Annotated in this window: 14 protein-coding genes; 12 read left to right on the top strand and 2 right to left on the bottom strand. The window is 44.0% G+C overall.

Going from position 1 to position 19482, the window contains the following annotated elements; all coding sequences use genetic code 11:
* The first annotated feature begins 293 nt into the window (after positions 1-293).
* From ACMA1I_RS05495 to ACMA1I_RS05465, 7 genes are all read left to right on the top strand, one after another.
* Positions 294-1454, top strand: a complete 1161-nt coding sequence (locus tag ACMA1I_RS05495) for a lipase family protein (protein ID WP_337067288.1) — start codon at positions 294-296, stop codon at positions 1452-1454.
* Positions 1455-1768: 314 nt separating this feature from the next.
* Positions 1769-2140 (top strand): nuclear transport factor 2 family protein, encoded by a 372-nt coding sequence (locus ACMA1I_RS05490; RefSeq protein ID WP_337067287.1) that lies wholly within the window; start codon positions 1769-1771, stop codon positions 2138-2140.
* A 110-nt stretch (positions 2141-2250) separates the two neighbouring features.
* On the top strand, positions 2251-2670 hold the full coding sequence (gene arsN2 / locus ACMA1I_RS05485) for an arsenic resistance N-acetyltransferase ArsN2 (protein WP_337067286.1): 420 nt from the start codon (positions 2251-2253) through the stop codon (positions 2668-2670).
* A gap of 151 nt (positions 2671-2821) precedes the next feature.
* Positions 2822-3316, top strand: a complete 495-nt coding sequence (locus tag ACMA1I_RS05480; RefSeq protein ID WP_337067285.1) for an SRPBCC domain-containing protein — start codon at positions 2822-2824, stop codon at positions 3314-3316.
* 488 nt (positions 3317-3804) lie between these two features.
* On the top strand, positions 3805-4506 hold the full coding sequence (locus tag ACMA1I_RS05475; RefSeq protein ID WP_337067284.1) for a hypothetical protein: 702 nt from the start codon (positions 3805-3807) through the stop codon (positions 4504-4506).
* Positions 4507-4733: 227 nt separating this feature from the next.
* A complete protein-coding gene (locus ACMA1I_RS05470; RefSeq protein WP_337067283.1) occupies positions 4734-5186 on the top strand; it encodes a DUF1569 domain-containing protein in 453 nt (150 codons plus the stop codon).
* Between the two features lie 102 nt (positions 5187-5288).
* Complete coding sequence (locus ACMA1I_RS05465; protein ID WP_337067282.1) at positions 5289-6257, top strand: NAD(P)-dependent alcohol dehydrogenase; 969 nt, start codon at positions 5289-5291, stop codon at positions 6255-6257.
* Between the two features lie 246 nt (positions 6258-6503).
* Here ACMA1I_RS05465 and ACMA1I_RS05460 read toward each other — a convergent pair whose 3' ends face one another.
* The gene (locus ACMA1I_RS05460; RefSeq protein WP_337067281.1) at positions 6504-7520 is read right to left on the bottom strand and encodes a hypothetical protein; all 1017 of its coding nucleotides are present in this window, start codon (positions 7518-7520) and stop codon (positions 6504-6506) included.
* 175 nt (positions 7521-7695) lie between these two features.
* Positions 7696-10134: an outer membrane beta-barrel family protein gene (locus tag ACMA1I_RS05455; RefSeq protein ID WP_337067280.1), complete on the bottom strand. Its 2439-nt coding sequence runs from the start codon at positions 10132-10134 to the stop codon at positions 7696-7698.
* A 208-nt stretch (positions 10135-10342) separates the two neighbouring features.
* Here ACMA1I_RS05455 and ACMA1I_RS05450 point away from each other — a divergent pair, with 208 nt between their 5' ends.
* The 5 genes from ACMA1I_RS05450 to ACMA1I_RS05430 all read left to right on the top strand — a co-directional run bounded on the left by ACMA1I_RS05450 (position 10343) and on the right by ACMA1I_RS05430 (position 19482).
* Entirely contained in the window at positions 10343-11365 is a 1023-nt protein-coding gene (locus ACMA1I_RS05450) for a sensor histidine kinase (RefSeq protein WP_337067279.1), read from the top strand.
* Positions 11366-11747: 382 nt separating this feature from the next.
* Positions 11748-12479 (top strand): LytTR family DNA-binding domain-containing protein, encoded by a 732-nt coding sequence (locus tag ACMA1I_RS05445; protein ID WP_337067278.1) that lies wholly within the window; start codon positions 11748-11750, stop codon positions 12477-12479.
* An 893-nt stretch (positions 12480-13372) separates the two neighbouring features.
* Positions 13373-16162 carry a TonB-dependent receptor gene (locus tag ACMA1I_RS05440; protein ID WP_337067277.1) on the top strand — a complete coding sequence of 930 codons (2790 nt, stop codon included), beginning with the start codon at positions 13373-13375 and terminating at the stop codon, positions 16160-16162.
* Positions 16163-16397: 235 nt separating this feature from the next.
* Positions 16398-17234: an MBL fold metallo-hydrolase gene (locus ACMA1I_RS05435; protein WP_337067276.1), complete on the top strand. Its 837-nt coding sequence runs from the start codon at positions 16398-16400 to the stop codon at positions 17232-17234.
* Between the two features lie 904 nt (positions 17235-18138).
* The gene (locus ACMA1I_RS05430; protein ID WP_337067275.1) at positions 18139-19482 is read left to right on the top strand and encodes a hypothetical protein; all 1344 of its coding nucleotides are present in this window, start codon (positions 18139-18141) and stop codon (positions 19480-19482) included.

Genomic DNA, 19482 nt, shown 5'->3' with positions numbered 1-19482 from the left:
ATAATATGGTAAACATGAAGCCCGAAAAGCTAAAAGTAAAAGTTGATGACCCTGACTTTATAGGAGATTTCACATCAGCTTCTATGGACCATTATCATTATGAAAAAGGGTACAAAGACTAAAAACAAATTAGCCTAACCAAGTATAAACTTCATGCTTCGGCTAAAGCCTCGCAAGTCGCATATCCTAGTACCGTTAGCTGTAATCCTTGGACCACATTCTACATAAACATTAGGCTTTGACATAATTTTAAAATTAACTATCCTATCTAAAAGTCAAATATGGGTCTATATATGATGAGAATATTTAAGTCAAATCCCCCAACACATCATCTGCTAAGCATATTATTCATCATTTCGTTTATCCTTTTTTACTCACATACCTATGCAAGAGCATTCCAATTAAAGCCGGGTTTTAATGCACAAGAATGTGAAGATATTTTTAAGCTGAATTTTGCTTTTTTGGACACAGTAAAAGCTAACAAGTTCCCTGGCTTTCTGGATGGTTATACTATTCACTACCGTTCTCCAAGTGTGGGGTTAGATAATTCGAGTGATATTTGGTTAAGAGAGGATTCAACTGTTGTCATAATGCTTCGCGGCACTACTGCAACAATCCAATCTTACTTGGAAGATTTTTATTGTGCAATGGTACCTGCTAATGGCTTTGTAAAACTAAGTAAAAATAAATCATTTGAATACCAGCTTGCCACAGACCCAAGAGCAGCCGTACACGCAGGATTTTTAATAGGTTTTGCTTATCTGGCCGATGATATCCAACCAAAAATCAATGAGCTTTACTTCAAAGGGTATCGCAAATTTCTAGTTGGCGGACATTCGCAGGGAGGAGCATTATGTTATTATTTCAGTGCCTGGCTGATGCAGTTGAGAGCAAAAGGCGTTTACAAAGATATCATCATAAAATCGTATGCCAGCGCACCGCCTAAAATGGGCAATATGTATTTTGCGTATGACTACGACAATGCCAATCTTTCGCTTTGGAGCTTTAGTATAGTAAACACAGCCGACCCAGTTCCTGAAATACCTTTCACTACACAACAAATAGTCATTGATATGAATGACCCTAACCCAATTATTAACTTAATGAAGCGATTCAACGATTTGCCCTTGCTTGAAAGTATTTTCTTTAAAAGAGCTTTCAACAAAATGAAAAAACGGGCTGAAAAATCATCCGAAGCCTACCAAAAATACTTGGGAAAATATGTAGGAAACTTCATCCATCAATCATTACCAGAAATGGAATTACCTGAGAAAGTAAAAACTACCTACTTTGCTCGTCCGGGCGTTCCGATTACCTTATCTACCAATGATGCTTATTGGAGCTACTATAAGAAGGCTCCAAAATATTTTCACCATGGTATAGATCCGTACAGGTTTTTACTTCGACAGTATTATCAAGGGTTAGCACCTTTTGAACCAATAGCTGAAGAATGATGGCAACAACATATTCTGTAACTATTTGAATAGCAAAAATGAGCACTTAAGCTAACAAGGTATTGCCAAAAGCGGAACTAACGCAATACTATTGGGCATACGGAAGTAATTGACCATTTGTAATTCTATTTAATTGTAATGCTGAAAATCCTCGTCCATCGGTAATACTAAACCGTTGTGTGAAAACTTAATTATTGAAAAAACGAAAAACCTCTCATAACTATGTTTAAGCTAAATGAGCAGTGAAAAGACACCTCCTATTACTATCTATCTTTTTAATAGCGATAGCTTGTAGCACCCAAAACCAAAAGACAATGAATTCAAAAAACATAGAATTAGTAAATCAGTATTTTGCGCACTTCAACAACCACGATTGGGAGAAGATGGCAGAAATGTATACAGAAACAGCAGAGTTTAAAGACCCATCACTCGGTAAAGGAATTGTAACGCAGACACGTGAACAGACTGTCCAAAAGTACAGTGAACTAAATGAAGTCTTTCCCGACTTAAATGACAACGTCATTCAGATATACCCTTCAGGAGAGAAGCACGTTATTGTGGAATTTGTATCGAGCGGAACAGCACCAGATGGGTCTGAATTTAAACTCCCCATCTGCACGATCTTCACAATCGAAAATGGTAAAATTACTAAAGACTTTACCTATTACGACAACTTTGAAGAATAATGAAAGCCAGCACACAACAAAGCACAGGCATCATATTCGGCTAATGCCTCACCCGTTGGCTGCACGAGTAATGTTGGCTGTTATTGATAACTAATTTCTAAGTAGTGGAAATGAATGAAAATACTGAAATCGATAAGATTGAGAAACTGCTAAAAACCAATAACCTTCCCTATGAAGACATTATTTCTTCAAAAGTTGAGTTCATAACTTTTAAGTCGAATGAGGCTTTAGTAGGTTGTATTGGGATTGAAAAATACGGTGAAGACGGGCTTTTGCGTTCGTTGGCGGTAGGTGATGAATACAAGAACACAGGAATTGGGAAAAAGCTATTGAATGAACTGATAAGCAAATGTAAAAACGAAGGAATAACTAAATTACATCTCTTAACAACTACCGCTGACAAATATTTTGCAAAAAAGGGGTTTAAGTATTCAGAGCGAACAAATGCACCTAAGGCTATTTTAAACTCTAAGGAATTTTTAGAAATCTGTCCTTCAAGCTCAGTTTATATGATGATGGAGATAAAATAACAAACATCCAGCAATATGTATAAAATATGGGGCGGTCAATACTTATATAAGTAGTGGGTTCTTAGTAAACTTGTCTAAGGGAATAAGTACGCACCTTCGAAGCCACCTATATTTCATACCCGAGAACGTCACCAACAAGTAAAAAATAAATATGGAAAATTTTGACTGGACTTCCTTTACGAAGCGAATAGCAGTTAAATCTAGTTTATCGCAAATTTATGATGCTTGGACGAAAGCCAGTGAATTGGAAAAATGGTTCTTGAAGAAAGTTAATTTCTACCATTCTGATGAAACATCAATCGAATACAATGCTAATGTTTTAGAAAACACTCACTATGAGTGGTTGTGGTATTTGTATGATGAACCTATGAAAGGTAGGTTTACAAGTGTAAATGGGAAAGATTATATTCAGTTTACTTTTGAAGGCGAATGCCTGGTGGATGTAAACCTTGAGGAAATAGACGATTATGTTCTAGTTACGCTACGACATCATAATATCCCATTAGATAATAATTCTAAACAATATGTCCGCTTGGGTTGCTCCAATGGATGGTCTTTCTATTTGACTAACTTAAAATCGGTTTATGAAGGTGGACTGGACTTAAGGAATAAAGATGATAAGTTTCCCCCAATGGTTAATAATTAAAAATACCATTTGCTAACCTACTTGTGTAAACGTCGGCTTCGGCTGACGGACTTTGTCGCCGTTTACACAAGTAGGTCAGGGGTGAATACAATTATAGAAGAAATGGAGCTTTAATTTTTGATATTATACAGGCTGAATTTGGCAGGCTGTACCTGTTCATAGGGTATAGAAAGAGAAAACTAACCAATAAAGTGCTGATAGAAAAGTATGAAGGAAGCTATAGTAATGAAGTAAGCTTCTATCATCGAGTTTTATTGCCGTACTCTTCGGACTCTAACTTACTGGTTTCTTAGGGGTCATATTTATTACATTCTTGAAGTAAGGCAATATATCGGATCAAGATAAAAGAGATAGCAAAAGGAGAACAAAACAATACCACTTTAAGCTAAAATAAGAATTTCTTCCCCTAACAAGGCCCAAAAGTTATCCTTCGGCTACGCCCTGTTCGGCTTTTATACAAGCAGTTGTACACTATTAATAACAACAAAATGATAGAAGAATTGCCTAACTGGGTGAATGTGTTGTTTCTGCTGACAGTGGTAGCAACAGTTGTATTGTTTTATTATGCGAATGGTAAGAGGAAAAACCTGCTTGCCGGACTCATTCTTTGGAGCGCTTTGCAATCATTTTTAGCCATCACAGGATTTTATCAAGTTACTGACTCTCTTCCTCCAAGGTTTGCTTTGGTACTATTACCAGCCACCATCCTGATCGTAGTTGGGCTATTGCCTAAGTACCGTAATAAGCTGTTAAAAAATAGAAATCGAACATTAAGCACTATGCTTCATACTGTAAGAGTACCAGTAGAAATCGTTCTGTTTTACCTCTTCATGTATAGAATGATACCAGAACTGATGACTTTTGAAGGAAGAAATTTTGATATAGCAGCAGGGTTAACAGCACCAATTGTCGGCGTATTGATTGTTGCTAAAAAAGCAAGCAACATTATGCTGATTGCTTGGAATGCTTTGGCATTAGGCTTGGTTCTTTTCATTTTGTTCAATGGTATTCTGTCATCAGAATTGCCTTTTCAACAATTTGGATTTGAGCAGCCAAATAGAGCCATAAATTATTTCCCGTTTATTCTCCTTCCAGCTGTCGTTGTGCCGATTGTAGTTTATACCCACCTGACAGACTTAATAGCACTTATAAGTGAAAGAACAACAGTGTACAACAAGGCACAGGCTTAAAGTCTGCTATGCTTTGTTCATAATCTGTACTAAACGTTAGCGGTCATTGCCAAACTACATTCTTCAAGATAAAACAAAGAGGAGCCACTGTCGCATTCCCCCCTGAAATTGTCAACTTAAGCCCCCTTCGCGTCCTTTACATTGTCCGTAATTTGTGTAGAAAATATTAACCAAACAGGTTTTAACACCAGGAGTTTACACCGGTTTATAGAAAACAATGGAGAATTATGAAGACAATATTTGACAAACCAACCAGAGTTGAACTGATTGACAGAATTACTTTATTAAATGATAACAGCAGCGTCCAATGGGGCAAGATGAATGTTTTTCAAATGGTTAAGCACAATACTTACTGGAACGGTTGGATTTTGGGAAAGGGCAATCACACCTATCACCAAGCTTTTCTGGGTAAAGTATTTGGGAAATTAGCATTGAGAAAGATGATAAAGGATGAAAAAGCTTTTGATAAGAATATTCCTACTTCCTCCCCATTCAAAGTGAAAGAAACAAGTGGAGACCTGGAAGCAGAAAAACTGAAATGGATTTCATTAACGATGGATTATGAAAACTACCATAACCCAGGCTTTGTACACGATTTTTTTGGAAAAATGACGAAGGATCAGATTGGCATTTTAGTTTTCAAACATTCTGACCATCATTTAAGACAGTTTGGTATATAAATAAGATTACGATCAGCTAACAGTTGGTATAGACTATGCCTTACCACAGTTTATACAACCCGTTAGTGGTAAGAGTATATAACCACAAAATATAATAAAGAAATGAAGGCTGTTGTATATACAAAATATGGGCTTCCGGAAGTTGCCAAACTCATGGAGGTTTCTAAACCTATTCCAAAAGATAATGAGGTATTAATGAAAGTTTGTGCCTCTACAGTAAACCGGACAGACTCGGGTTTTCGTAGTGCCAATTATTTTATTTCCCGATTCTGGAGTGGTCTTATACGGCCCAAGTATCCCATACTAGGTTGTGAGTTCGCCGGCACAATAGAAGAGATCGGCAAGGATGTAAAAACCTTCAAAAGGGGAGATAGAGTATTTGGCTATAATGATAAAACCTGTGGCGGACACGGAGAGTATTTAACCATGTCTGAAGACGATGCCATTGCGACTTTACCCGGGAACTTAACCTTTTATGAAGCCGCTCCATTAACCGAAGGGGCACATTATGCCTTAAATAATATTAGGGCTTCCAAAATAAAGAGCGGACAACATGCGCTGGTGTACGGAGCAACAGGGGCAATTGGCTCTGCCGCTGTTCAACTCTTAAAACACCTGGGAGCCAAAGTAACGGCTGTTTGTAACACTAAAAATGTAGCCCTTGTAAAATCCCTTGGTGCAGACACGGTAATCGATTATCAAACACAGGATTTCACAAAGACCAATACTAAGTTTCATTTCATTCTCGATGCTGTTGGCAAAAGTTCATTTCGGGAGTGTAAGCCTTTGCTAACCGAGAGTGGAGTTTATATTTCAACAGAATTAGGTAAGAATGCTGAGAATATTTTTTATGCACTCACCACTCCTATGTGGAAAGGCAAGAAAGTTCTTTTCCCAATTCCTACCATCAATAAAGCTGATGTTATTTTCTTGAAAGAACTTGCTGAAAAAGGGGAGTACAAACCTGTTATTGATAGCTACTATAAGTTGGATCAAATTGTTGAGGCATACAGGTATGTTGAAACAGGTCAAAAAACAGGCAATGTTGTGATAAAAGTAGTAGAAGAATAAAAGCGCCAGCCACTAACAACAGCTAAAGGTCAACTTACTACCTGCGGCCGCAAGTTCCGCAGTTTAACTGGAGTGAATAATTTTAGCCGGCAATGCCTGGCCATCGAGGTGGATCAGGCATTTAAAGGCGAACAGGTGATTGCCCTTATGGCTTTAACCTGTCAGACACTTGAAGAACGGATAAGAAAAAAGGGGAGCGATACCCTTGGTATCGCTCCCCTTTTTTCTTATCTAATGAAGTTGAAGCTAATCCTGTAGCTTCAGTGGCATGCTGGCGCTGGATCTAACTTCTATAAGCTTAAAGTTGCCATATTGCTTTTTCAGCGAAGTTGGACCGTTGCATTCCAATGGAATAGTTTCGGCAGTTTTGCGTTGCGTGGTTACAAGCAGCGATTCGCCTAAACCTTCCGCATTTTCCAGCTTAAACATAGTGCCTGGCTTTACACCTTTTCCAGCGTAAACAACTTTAGAGCTAGAGCCTTCTTTTGCTTTTACAGTAATGTTAGCTGGGTTAGAGCCAGTGTATTGCATCCAAACAGAATTTATACTCTGGTAGCAAAAGTTATCTACGCCTTCGCCTTCAATGCAAAGTTGCAGACGGGCAATAGCACCCGACCCGGAACGCTGACGCTCATTCCCAAAGGTAACCACAACTTTGGCTACACCTGGTATATTGTCGAACGATACAAAACCTAATCCTTTATCTCCTGTTATAGGAAGTAGCTTTTCATCTAGTAGCTGTCCTGTGCTGCTGAAAAGCTCCACTTTAGAACCAGCTTCAGATTCGTCAATATCTGCAACAACTAGCGTTTTCATGGTCACTGACTTCACCGGAGTAAAATCCATGACAACACGGCCACCTGTTTGGTTGGCTGCCAGCCCTGATTTATCGCCTACTGTCAGCAAGCCATATACGCCTGCCATTTGCGTATCGAAAGGGTTCAGCAAGTTGGTGGCAGGGTCTCGCGGGTCGAGCAGCACAGCAGAAGTTTCGTTTTCGTACTTCCCGTTGTGCCCTCTGCGTTGTGCCTTAACGGTAAAAATGGCTCTGTCTTCTTCAATTACATCGACAGCTCGTGGCAAGTCCCCCGTTCCGAATGACTGTATTAAGTTACAGGTGGTAGGGTCATAGCCAATCAAATCCGACTGTTGCGATACTTTTAAAGATTCGTTTGGCGACAGTTCTTCGTCTTGTTGGTTACAGCTAAATAAGGCAAGACAGGCAACAGCTGTCGCCACAGTTGAGTTAAAGATTGTTTTCATAAGCTTGGAATTTTGGCAGGAATATCTGTAAAGGAATATTGAAAAATAGTATTTGGTGAATGTTTAAACTATGAATCCTTTTACGGTTTAAAAGTCAATTGTTTGGGCTGATTTAAAGTTTTTTTTATAATAGTTTAAAAATTATAAAATAACATTTTTTAATTAAAAGCAGGAGTTACAAACGATCTTCTTCTTCGGCCGCTCCGGTTTTACGGTTGCGTACTGTTTTTATTTTTCGGTTTCCAAATTTATAGTCGAAGGTGAGGGTGATGCGGCGGCTTTCCCATTCGTTTTGCCATACCATGTCCACATTTCCATAGGCCAAGGTACTGCGGAACCAACTGTTATTAAACATGTCGCGCATTTTCAGACTCAGAGTGGCCTTATCGTTCCAGATAGTTTTTTTTACACCTACATCTATAGAGGAAGCGGATCTGGTGTTAAACAGGCCATGGATGGTAGGAGCCTGGTAAAAGCCTGTTAGCTGAAGGGTGTAATCCTTGGGCAGAGTAAAGTTCTGATCCAGGTTGCCTGACCAGCTGTATTGGCTGTTGCGGAACGACTCGCCTTGTAGAGGAGTATTTATTTTTGTGTATGTGCCCTGTAGCTGAATAGTGGCGCTCCACCAGTCGGATAATGGCAGGGTGCCGCCACTGCTCAATGTAAATGTGCTAGAGTTGTTGAGGTTTTGTGGGGTGCTAATGCTCTCTTTTGTCTCGTCGTTTTGCTCCACAACCTCCATTATCAGGTCGTTTATCTGCAGGTAACTCAAGCTTAGAACTTGGAAGTTTTTGTGCGTAAAGCCAGCCTGCAGCGAGTTGGAGTATGAAGGCAGCAGAAACGGATTGCCTTGTATGCCGAAAAAGCGGTCGGTGTAAAAAATAAAGGGGTTCAGGTTCCGATATGTGGGGCGACCTACCCGGCGGCTGTAAGATATTGAAAACTGGTTGTCGGCATTAAGTGAATAGCCGGCAAACAAACTTGGGAACAGCTGCACAAAATTTCGGTCCACCTCATCGCCTGCACTCTCTGATTTTCCTTTAGAAATTGTTTGTTCACCCCGCAAACCTGCCTTTAGTGTCAGTTTTTTATTCAATTTTTTATCGAGGCTTAGGTAAGCAGCGTTTATATTCTCGTCAAATATAAAGTGATTGGTGCGGCGAGGGTCATTTACCCATTGGTCTTCCTGCAGCAGTTCAAAAAGAATATTGCTGTCGTTGCGGACCCAGCTACTTTTCCAGCCGGTTTCAGCGCGCCAGCCATTGCCAAGTGGGTGCACATAATCAGCCTTTAAGGCATAGATCGTAATGGCGGCCTGACTGCTGCTGCGCAGCAGCTCTGGTGCCCGTTGCAGGTCGCCTGCCTGGCTAAAATAGGTATTCGTAAAAATTTCATCCATGCTGTTGTAGGTGCGCACATAATCGGCATCCAGGCTGAGGGTACGGCCCGTGCTGTCTATCTCGAAGCGGTAATTCAGGTTCAGGCCAAGGTTCCGGTCTTGGTTTATTTTAGGGTTTACCAGGTTTACCCGGCCAAAAAGGCTGCCTTGCGTATCAAAGCTGTTCGTTTCGCTGGTTGTCATGGCCTCGTAAGGGGAGTCGTGCCCTTTCAGCATAATGCCAATGGTGTGCTTGTTGTGCAGAAGATAATCGGCACCGGCTGCGAAATTGATACTACGCGTAGTAGGCTGCCAATAATTCTCTTGCTGAAAAAGCGTGTCGTTGATATTGCGAGCGGAGGTAAAGCGGTTGTAGGAGTTGTAATGGCCCCCGTTTAGGCGTGTGTTCAGGCGCAGCTTGCCAGTGTTATAGTTCAGGTTTAGGCCGCCAAACGCTTTCTCGTAGCGACCATAGCCGAGACCTAAGTTTACGGTGCCGTTGGTGCCTTGCGTTTCGTCGCGCTTCAGTTTTATGTTGATAATGCCTGCCGTGCCTGCAGCATCAAAGGCGGCAGGAGGGTTAGAAATTAACTCAATCTTGCTAACTGCCGAGGCAGGCAATGACTTCAGGTAAGCCTGCAATTCAGCACCGTTCATGTACGTCGTCCGGCCATTGAGCATCACCTGCACACTGCTGCTGCCCCTGTACAAAATGTTCTCATCCTTGTCGAGTTGCACGCCAGGCGCTTTTGTAAGTACTTCCAGAGCATTATCGCCTGCGGTGTTCAGTTGCTCCACGTTCATCACCAGCCGATCAGCGAGCTGCTCCACAACCGGTTTGCGACCTGTTACCTCCACTTCGCCCAAAATAGTGCTTGCCTCCTGCAGCGCCAGTGCAGGCACCTGTACCGCCTGCTGTTTTACCGAGAATGGTGCGCTTAGCCTTGAGGTGTAGCTCACTAACATGGCCTTTACCAGGTAAGTGCCCGGCAAAATGTTTGTGAAGGTATAGGTGCCATCTGCGTCTGTAACAGTAGCAGCCGTGGCAGCAGAATCGGGGAGGTGAAGGAGTGCCACAGTGGCAAAACTAAGTGGCTTCTGATTACCGGCTGCCGTAACCCTGCCACTTACTGAGGTACCGCCTTGGGCAAAAGCAGCGGCAGTAGCCAGGAGCAGGAGTAAAAGTAAGTATATTGTTTTCCGGAATAAGGTAGGCTGGTGCTGCGTAGCGTTCATAGTTTTCTGATTTGTGATTGATTATTCCAAAGGTGCAGCCTGCCTTTGCAAACCAGAATTTTATTATCTCTATGCCTCCAATCTTTATCTGAACCGGGATATAACTTAAATTAAGGGTTGAAATAATAGATGCGCCGGTTGATATACTAAACTAGGTGGTTGGGATAAAAGATATTTACCACAGCAGCTTGATCTGTAAATTTGATGGATGGAAATAAACCTTCTAAAACATAAATGGCGGTGGCACACATTGGGTTGGGTGCTGGTATTCGCCTACACATTGGCGGAGGGGCTGCTGCTGCGTGGTTCTAAGGAGGGACTACTGCTGATGTTGAACTTCAATCTACTACGGTTTATCGAGTTTTATTTGTGTTACCTGCTTTTGTTTCCGTTGTGGCAGAAATACCGGCAACTCTGGCTCCTGGGGCTGGGTCTGCTGGCCGTAATAGCGATTTTTATAGTGCTTCGGTATACCATAGAGGAGGTATTGTTTCCGGTATGGTTCGGCTTTTCCAATTATCAGGATCCCACCTTGCCCTTTTATATTCAGGATAATTCTTTTTATGCCATGCCGGGCATTTTTATGGCTGCTGCTGTTTACAACCTCGAAAAAGCACAGGAAAAAAGTCAGGAGAACCTGGTGCTGCAGCAGGAGAAAACCAAAGCTGAGCTGGCCTTCCTGAAAACCCAGATAAACCCCCATTTCCTGTACAATACACTTAACTACATTTATTCTTTGGCTTACCCGGTTTCTGATAAACTAGCCAGCGCCATTATTAAACTATCTGACCTGATGCGCTACATGCTGCATGAGAGCACGGATGGCAAAGTAGCATTGCAGAAAGAAGTGGAGTACCTGCATAACTACATCGATATTTTCCGGCTCCGTTTTGAGCAGCACTTTTTTGTTGATTTTACTATTGAAGGTTCGCTGAACGGGCAACGGGTGGCTTCGCTTGTACTTATACAGTTTGTTGAAAATGCCCTAAAACATGGCGTTGTAAACGATCCGGAAGCGCCGGTCCGTATCAGCCTGCAGTTAGGTGGCAGTCAGCTTTGTTTTGAAGTAACTAACCGCATCGGCACACAACAAAAAGACCACACCACCGGCATCGGCCTTGCCAATGTGCGCCGTCGCCTCGACCTGCTGTACCCCAATGCCTACAACCTCGAAATTCAAAAAACTGACCACACCTACCACACCCGCTTACTATTGTCGGGAGTAAAATAATAACTGCTTGCGGCCCGAAACCCCAAACCTTTGGAGCATGAAAAAAGCCTTTGGAAGGCATTTTTCATTAGAATAATTGGTTTAAGGTGCTACTATGCTTCTTTTAATTTGAAAATTGAAGAAAGTGGAGATTTGAAATTGTACCGGAAGGAACTCGCAGCGTGCGCAGCTTCTGCGAGTGTCTGAGCGACGCAGCAGAATGATGATAGAAAACCAGTTTAAGAAAAATATTTTATCTTAAGTGTTACTTCAGTTAACAAAAACGCTATCGATTTCCAAAAGATTCACTCTATTACAAGTGTGTTGCTGGCGTGGTTATGTCAGTTTTACCTAGGTGCAGAACCATTAACCTGAAGTGTAGTAAATTTAAAAATCTGATTTTATGATCCGCTGTATTGCCGTAGACGATGAAGCATATGCTGCCAATATTTTGGCCGATTACATTGGAAAGGTGCCTTTCCTGGAGCTGGTAGGCACTACCACCAGCCCTTTAGAGGCCATAAGTTGGGTACAGGATGGGAAAGTAGACCTCGTGTTTCTGGATATTCAGATGCCAGAACTAACTGGGATACAGTTTATGAAAATTTGTGGAAACAAGTGCCGTGTTATTTTAACCACTGCCTACCCCGAATATGCCCTTGAAGGTTACGAACTGGATGTGATCGATTATCTGCTGAAGCCCATCGCCTTCGATCGGTTTTTGCGTGCTGTGCACAAGGCGCAGGTTGCTATGACCACACTGGCTAAGCAAACTCCTGTGGCTCCGGTGCTTGTTCCGGCGGCGGCCCCCGACTTTATGTTTGTAAAAGGCGAAAGTAAAAATAAGTTTCTACGTGTTGATTTCAATGAAATGCTGTATGTGGAGGGACTGAAGAACTATGTGTCTATTTTTACTCAACGGCTACGGCTGGTGACGTACCAAACCCTCCGCGACCTGGAGGAACAGTTACCTCAGCCACCTTTTTACCGGGTGCACAAATCCTATATCATTTCCATTGATAAAGTGAGTATGGTCGATGGAAATACCATCTACATTGGCGATACCACCATTCCGGTTGGCGAAACATACCGAGAGGGCTTCCTGAAAATGATTCGCGAAAGGGAGCAGCGATAGCAGTAAAGAAAGAACCCTTACCCAAGGCCATGGCATATCGTTTAAGTGAGCATATTGTCTTTTCTTGCTGTAATGGCAATTCGAAGCTGTATTGTGGCTGGCGCCTCTAGTCTTTAAATCTTAAAACAAGGAACCACATCGTCTGCGGCACCCCTCCCTGAAAAAATCGGAAAAACCGAAAGTGACAGGGAACCAGAAACTCGCTCAACGCAGAATAAATTTATTTTCATCTAGTGTACCTGGCAGGAGTTTTCTCTTTATTGCTGCCTTCCGCAATACATTACTTTAACTGCCCACCAAATTCTTCTAATAAAATCAGCCTTCCAGAGGTCGTTTTTCAATTTTAGCCTCAGGCCTGGTGAGGGTGCAAATATCCTGTTATTGTCCTTAGCTGCTCCTTTCTTTGCTTTAAGCTAAGAGGCCTCTTTCAAAGCGCTTTATCCTGGAAAGTAGATACTTAAAACTAACAATTAGTAGTGTGATTATTTGTTTATAAGCATAAATAATTTAAATTAGGATAGCATTTTAGGGGAGTAAAATAGGCAAGTCCCTGCACTACATAACCTATAGGCTTTTTCAGCTTTTCTAGTCCTTTACTTTTAGCGGTAAATTTTAAGCCACTTTTAACCTGCTCCACCAGGAGCCAAAGGCTATTGGTTAGTCTGTGCTATGGCTAATTAAAGCTTAGGCTTACTTGCGATAATGTTCCGGCCGTTTTCCGATCATTGGAAAATATTGCTGCTTCACCATCATTTTCCTCTGTCCTAATCCTTCGTTTGGGAGATGATTCTGTAAACGCCTCCCTTCTTTTTCAGAGTTTCTGATTGCAGCCTGGTGCAGCACCAGGGGCCGCCGATAATACATCTTTACTTTTCCTATTTAAATAATTTTATATGAAACATGCTTTACAAACAAAGTGGGTCATGTTGTTAGGCTGCTTACTCATGGCCACGGAGAGTGCTTTTGCACAAGCCCCTGTAACAGTAGCCGGTACCGTAAAAAGTGCCAAAACAAACGAAGCACTGGCTGGGGTGAATGTGTACCTGAAAGGGAAGGTAATAGGTACCAGCACCGACTCGCGTGGTAATTACTCCCTCAGCACCACTGCCAGTACTCCTTTCAGGCTGGTTTTTTCTATTGTAGGGTTTGAGTCCCAGGAAATGGAAATTACCGAAAGTCAGCCTAACCTGCAGGTAAGCCTCCGCGAAGCAGCCATGCTTGGCTCCGAAGTGGTGGTAGCAGCCTCACGGGTGGAAGAGAATATTCTACGATCTCCGGTAAGCGTGGAAAAACTCGACAGCAGAGCGATTCGCGAAACACCTGCCGCCAATTTTTACGATGGGCTGCAAAACCTGAAAACGGTGGATATGATTACCACCAGCCTGGGTTTTAAGATAGTGAATACCCGGGGGTTTATGAGCACGAGCAACAACCGTTTTGTGCAGTTCATAGATGGTATGGATAACCAGGCACCTGGCCTGAACCTGCCCATAGGTAACCTGGTGGGCCTATCAGACCTCGATGCCGAAGGTGTAGAAATAATACCAGGCGCTGCCTCAGCGCTCTACGGCCCCAATGCCTTCAACGGGGTGCTGTCCATGACGAGCAAAAACCCCTTCGATTACCAAGGCTTCAGTGCCATGGTGCGGCTGGGAGTAAACCACGTAAACGATTCGGGCGTGTCGGTTAAGCCTATGTACGAGGCCATGTTCCGTTATGCCAAAGCCTATAGAAACCTCTTTGCCTTCAAAGTCAACCTCTCTTACATGACGGCCCACGACTGGCACGCCAACAGCACCAAAAACGTAGACCCGCTTACCTACCAACAGGCAGGCACTCCGGCCACTAATCCGGCTTATAATGCGCTAAATGTGTATGGCGATGAAGCCGTCACCAGCTTACCGATTGGCCCGGGCGGGGCGCCGGTGCGGGTTGCCAGAACCGGGTATAGGGAGGTGGATATGGTAGACTACAACACCTATAGTTTAAAAGCGGATGCTGCTCTGCACTATCGGCTTTCGGAGGGTACAGAGGCCATTTATCATTATAAAATCGGTTCCGGAACCTCTGTTTACCAGGGCGCCAATCGTTATGCTATCAAAAATTTCAGGCTGCAACAGCATAAACTGGAGCTAAAGGGGACTCATTTTTTTGTGCGAGCCTATGCCACACTTGAAAACTCCGGCGACTCCTACGACTCCCGTTTTCTGGCGCTTAACCTGAACCGTGCTTGGAAAAGCGATTTGCAATGGTTTCAGGAGTATGCGGTGGCGTACTTGGGTATGTTTGAGCAACAAGGCATTGCACCCGGAGATCATGCTGTGGCCCGTAGCTTTGCAGACCGTGGCCGCTTGTTACCTGGCACAGAAGAATTCGAGCGTGAAAAAAAACGCGTGGCCGGCACCCCCGACTTCAGAAGAGGCGCGCAGTTCGATGATCAGACTAAAATGTACCATACCGAAGGACAGTACGACCTCAGCCGCTGGACTGCCAGACTGCTCGACTTGCAGGTAGGAGGGAGTTACCGCCTCTACGACCTGAACTCCAACGGCACCATTTTCAGCGATACCACCGGCAACGACATCACCATATATGAGTACGGGGCCTATGTGCAAGCCATTAAGAGGCTGCTGTCCGATAAGCTGAAACTAACGGGCTCTATCCGGTACGATAAAAATGAAAACTTTACAGGCCGCTTTACACCACGGGCATCGGTTGTGTATACCCTGGCAGAAAATCATAATTTCAGAGCCTCTTACCAGACCGGCTTTCGCAACCCAACCACACAGGACCAATTCATTTTTCTGAATGTGGGCCAAGCCATACTGGTAGGAGGGGTGCCTGCCAATAGCAGCGGCATGAATTTGTATGGGCAGGGAGCCAATGCCATTGCGCTGTCTTCGGTGCAGGCTTTTAGCAATAGGGTATCGCAGGAGATAGCAAGCGGCACCAGTAGCGAAAGGGCAGTGGTGGAGCATGCTGGCTTATTGCAGGCAGCCGACGTGGCCTACGTAAAACCGGAACAGGTGCAGGCGTATGAGGTAGGGTACAAGGGGCTCCTGTTCAGCAAATCGTTGCTCCTGGACTTGAACTATTACTACAGCTCCTACCGCGACTTTATTTTGGGCACTACGGTGGTGCAAACCCCAAGCGACATACAATCACAAAGGCTTGGCGCTGCCTCAGACATTGCACTCGGACGTTACCAGCCTTACCAGCTCTACACCAATGCCAGTCAGCGGGTATCGGCTCAGGGCGCCTCCCTTGGTCTCACGTATGTTGTAAAAGGGTACAGCCTGGGTGGCAACGCCAATTGGAACAAGCTGGATTTAGGTGATACCGTGGATCCGGATCAGATTCCTGCCTTTAACACACCGGAATGGAAGTACAACCTCATGCTGAGTAACCGGGACTTCTACCGCAATACAGGCTTTAGCATAAATTACCGGTGGTCTGGGGCCTACAACTGGCAATCAGCTTTTATTGCTGGCATCAACGATGCTGTTATTCCCAGCTACTACACCCTCGATGCGCAGGTAAGTTACAAGTTGCCCGCTTACAAAACCATTGTGAAGATAGGCGGCTCCAACCTCACCAACAACCGTTTCAGGCAAGTGTATGGCGGACCTTATATTGGCGCCATTTACTACGTGTCGCTCACATTTGATGAGCTGCTGAACTAAGTTTTAAGTTGCTGGAGCTGAGCTACTAAGGCTTTGCTGCTGTTGGAGAAGTAAGTTTTATTTTGGAAGCCATGAACTTTTGCTGCTTGGCAACATGTAGATAACTGGTAACACCACTATGGCAGTTTTATGCCCTTGTTCAAATTGGAAAGCCTTGAGCACAGGCTCTAGCCAGTCTGAAAAGCTGGCGCTTGTGGTTGAATAAAAGCATAAAATCCGGTTACTTTGTATTTCTATGGAATTGTATATCACATCGCTAAACTCGGGGAGTAACGGAAATTGCTATTATGTAGGCAATGCGCAGGAGGCTGTTTTAGTAGATGCAGGCATATCGTGCCGCGAAACCGAAAGGCGTATGGCCCGCCTAGGGTTGAGCATGAGCAAGGTAAAAGCGATATTTGTATCGCATGAGCACTCCGATCACATCAAGGGCATTGCGGTGCTGGCCAAAAAATACAAATTACCCGTTTACATTACCCCCGATACCGAGCGCTACTCCCGCTGCGACTATAGTGGTCTGCAACTCTTCTCGTTCAACGCCTATGAGCCGGTACAGATTGGCGAGCTTAGCATCACCGCTTTTCCTAAATTCCACGATGCAGCAGACCCGCACAGCTTTATAGTAGCCTGCCACGATGTAAAAGTAGGAGTGTTTACCGACATTGGCACCCCCTGCGACCACGTCATTTCCCATTTCCAGCAGTGCCATGCCGCGATTCTGGAATCCAACTACTGCGAAACCATGCTCCAGAACGGGCACTACCCTTACCACCTGAAGCGGCGTATCAGCGGCAACAGAGGCCACTTATCCAACAAGCAGGCGCTGACGCTTTTTACGGGTTACAAACCTCCTTTTATGAGCCACCTGCTGCTCGGGCACCTTTCTAAAGAAAACAACTGCCCCAAACTGGTGGCAGAGCTTTTTACAGCGCATGCCGGTGGTACAGAAGTGGTAGTGGCTTCTAGGTACGAGGAAACCCCAGTATATACAATCACTAATTCCGGCAACTTTGCTGCGCCAGTTTCCCATGCTGCCCCTGTTGCAGTTTCGTTACAATTGTCTCTTTTTTAGATTTTTGCCTGAATAGGGATTTGTTTGAAATAGAACTCCCACCACGTCAGCAGGTGAATTATTCTAATAAAAATGGCCTTCCTGAGGCTTTTTCCTCAACAAATCGCTCAGCCTTTTTTCTCTCTTGATTTCTAGTATGCTATCTTCTCCACTTTGTCATCCTGAAAGGATCTTGTGGGCGAGAGGCAAAAGCAGAGACTAGTGGCTTTTAGTCTAAGTTCCCTCGCTAGTGCGAGCTTGTAGCTCGTACTTTCATGTCGACAGTTTAACTCTATAGTGTGGGCGATAAGCTTTAGCAATGGCAGATCAGGGTCTAAGTTCGCATAGCTTCTGTATTAGCTTTGATAGCAACGTGAAGTTATTGCATAGCTGAAGTCTTTGTTCTTTTTGTCTTGATACAAAAAGAACCAAAAAAATCAAGACGCTAAAAACTCGCTGAACGCTCAGACAGTTTAGCGTCAAAGCGTGCACCTGGTAAAGGTGCCTGCTCTGTAGCCTCCTGCCGCAATACATTGTTTTAAGATTAGCATTCTGCTAAATTAATCTAATGAAAACTGCCTTCCAGAGGCATTTTTCAGCTCAACATGCCGAGGTCTTTCAACAGAAAGCACTGCCTCATCTAAAACTGTAAACATTTGATTTGCAGGCTTCTTATTAGATGGTGGAAATAATATATAATAGCACCTGTATCTAATCGTTTAAGAAATCGTTCATAGGATTTCCGGTAAGTGCGCGTGCACCTGCCGGACAGCTTTAATGAGCTAAGTGAAGAAGTAGGAGATCAGATTAATTTTTATAGATTTACATGTAGGCACATGCTGCCTGCTGATTTACAAGCGTTTATCGAGTGGTAAGATATTTGTCCTCATGCTTAACTTCTAAAACTAAAGTCTAAATTAACTACATGCCTATAACAAAGTCTGTAAGCAGCTTTTATTTGCTGCTGAGCTTGCTGCTGGTTGTTTCTGGTTGCTACAAAAAAGAAAGCAGTGGCGAAGAAACCGAAACTACCACTACAGTTGAAAAGAAAGACGAGCCGCGCCCTACGGCCACAGCGCCAGCCGAAAGTTCCAAAGTAGATGTAAACCTGTACCTGGAGGTATCGAACGGCATGAAAGGCTTTATGCCGCCTGCCGAAGCCGGTAGAAAACCCACCGAGTTCCAGAGCCGCCTGAACAAAATGATCTCTGAAGTACAGGACGGAATTTATGTGGATTCGAAAAGCTATTACCTGGCCAAGCAGGATAACCAGGGCCGCCCGGTGCTCGACAGCGTGTCTTACAATACCCTCAAGAGCACAGTGGTGAGCGGCATCAAAGCCAATGTGCTGGGAACTCCTCTGCCTGCCATGCTACAGGCCGCCCTCGAAAATTCGGTCGCACAAAACACTGTCAGCATCATTATCTCAGACTTTATACATGGCCCGGATCCGCGGGATCAGGGGCAATTCATTTCTCTGGACTCAGACATCAGGAGCAGCCTGAAGCTGGCAGAGCACAAGGGGCTGGTGGTGGCTGTGCTGGCCGATGCTTCTTCGTTTTATGGCTCTTACTATCCGGCCGTTAAAAAGCCGGCTGTCAGCAGAAAGCTCGATGGCGAGGCAATTCCTTACTACATCTGGGTAATTGGCAAGCAGGAGGAGGTGCAGGTAGTTATCAATAAAGTGCTGCGCAACCTGCCCGCGCAACAGGCCTACTTTGGCTTCGGGTATACTAGGCTGCCTTATTCGGCCGTTTTAAAGTCGAAGGAGTTCAGGCCAACTGGCATTGTGTACTGCACCTCCCGCACCGCCGAAACCTGCACCTCGGTTAATATGCAGCCGAAAACGGAGGAGCCGGTAGCCTTTACCATCGGTCTTGATTTAAGCACGCTGCCGGCCTCGATGCAGGAGGTAAAGTACCTGGAGCGAAACCTGAAACTGGCCGCGAACGGTTGCCGGGCTTCTTTAGGAGAAATTAAGGCTGCTACCGAAGATAATAAAGCCATGCCCGACCTGAGTACTTACACGCATTTTGTGCAGGTAAACGTGCCGCAGCTTACCGCTAACAAAGGTTCTATAGCTCTCCAACTGCCACAGCTGGTGCCTACCTGGATCGAAAACTGGTCTACTGAAAACGACAACGACCCGGCAGCAGACCCAAAGAAAACGTATCAGTTCAACAAAATAATAGATGGTGTTCAAGCCTTGTACCGGGATCAGCGTAAGCACGTATTCAGTTTAACCATGGATTTTAACAAAGCAGATTAA

The sequence above is a fragment of the Pontibacter sp. 13R65 genome (assembly GCF_047525655.1).
Lineage (GTDB): Bacteria > Bacteroidota > Bacteroidia > Cytophagales > Hymenobacteraceae > Pontibacter.
Note: the sequence above shows the minus strand (reverse complement) of the source record. Positions and strands in the feature narration are given on the sequence as shown.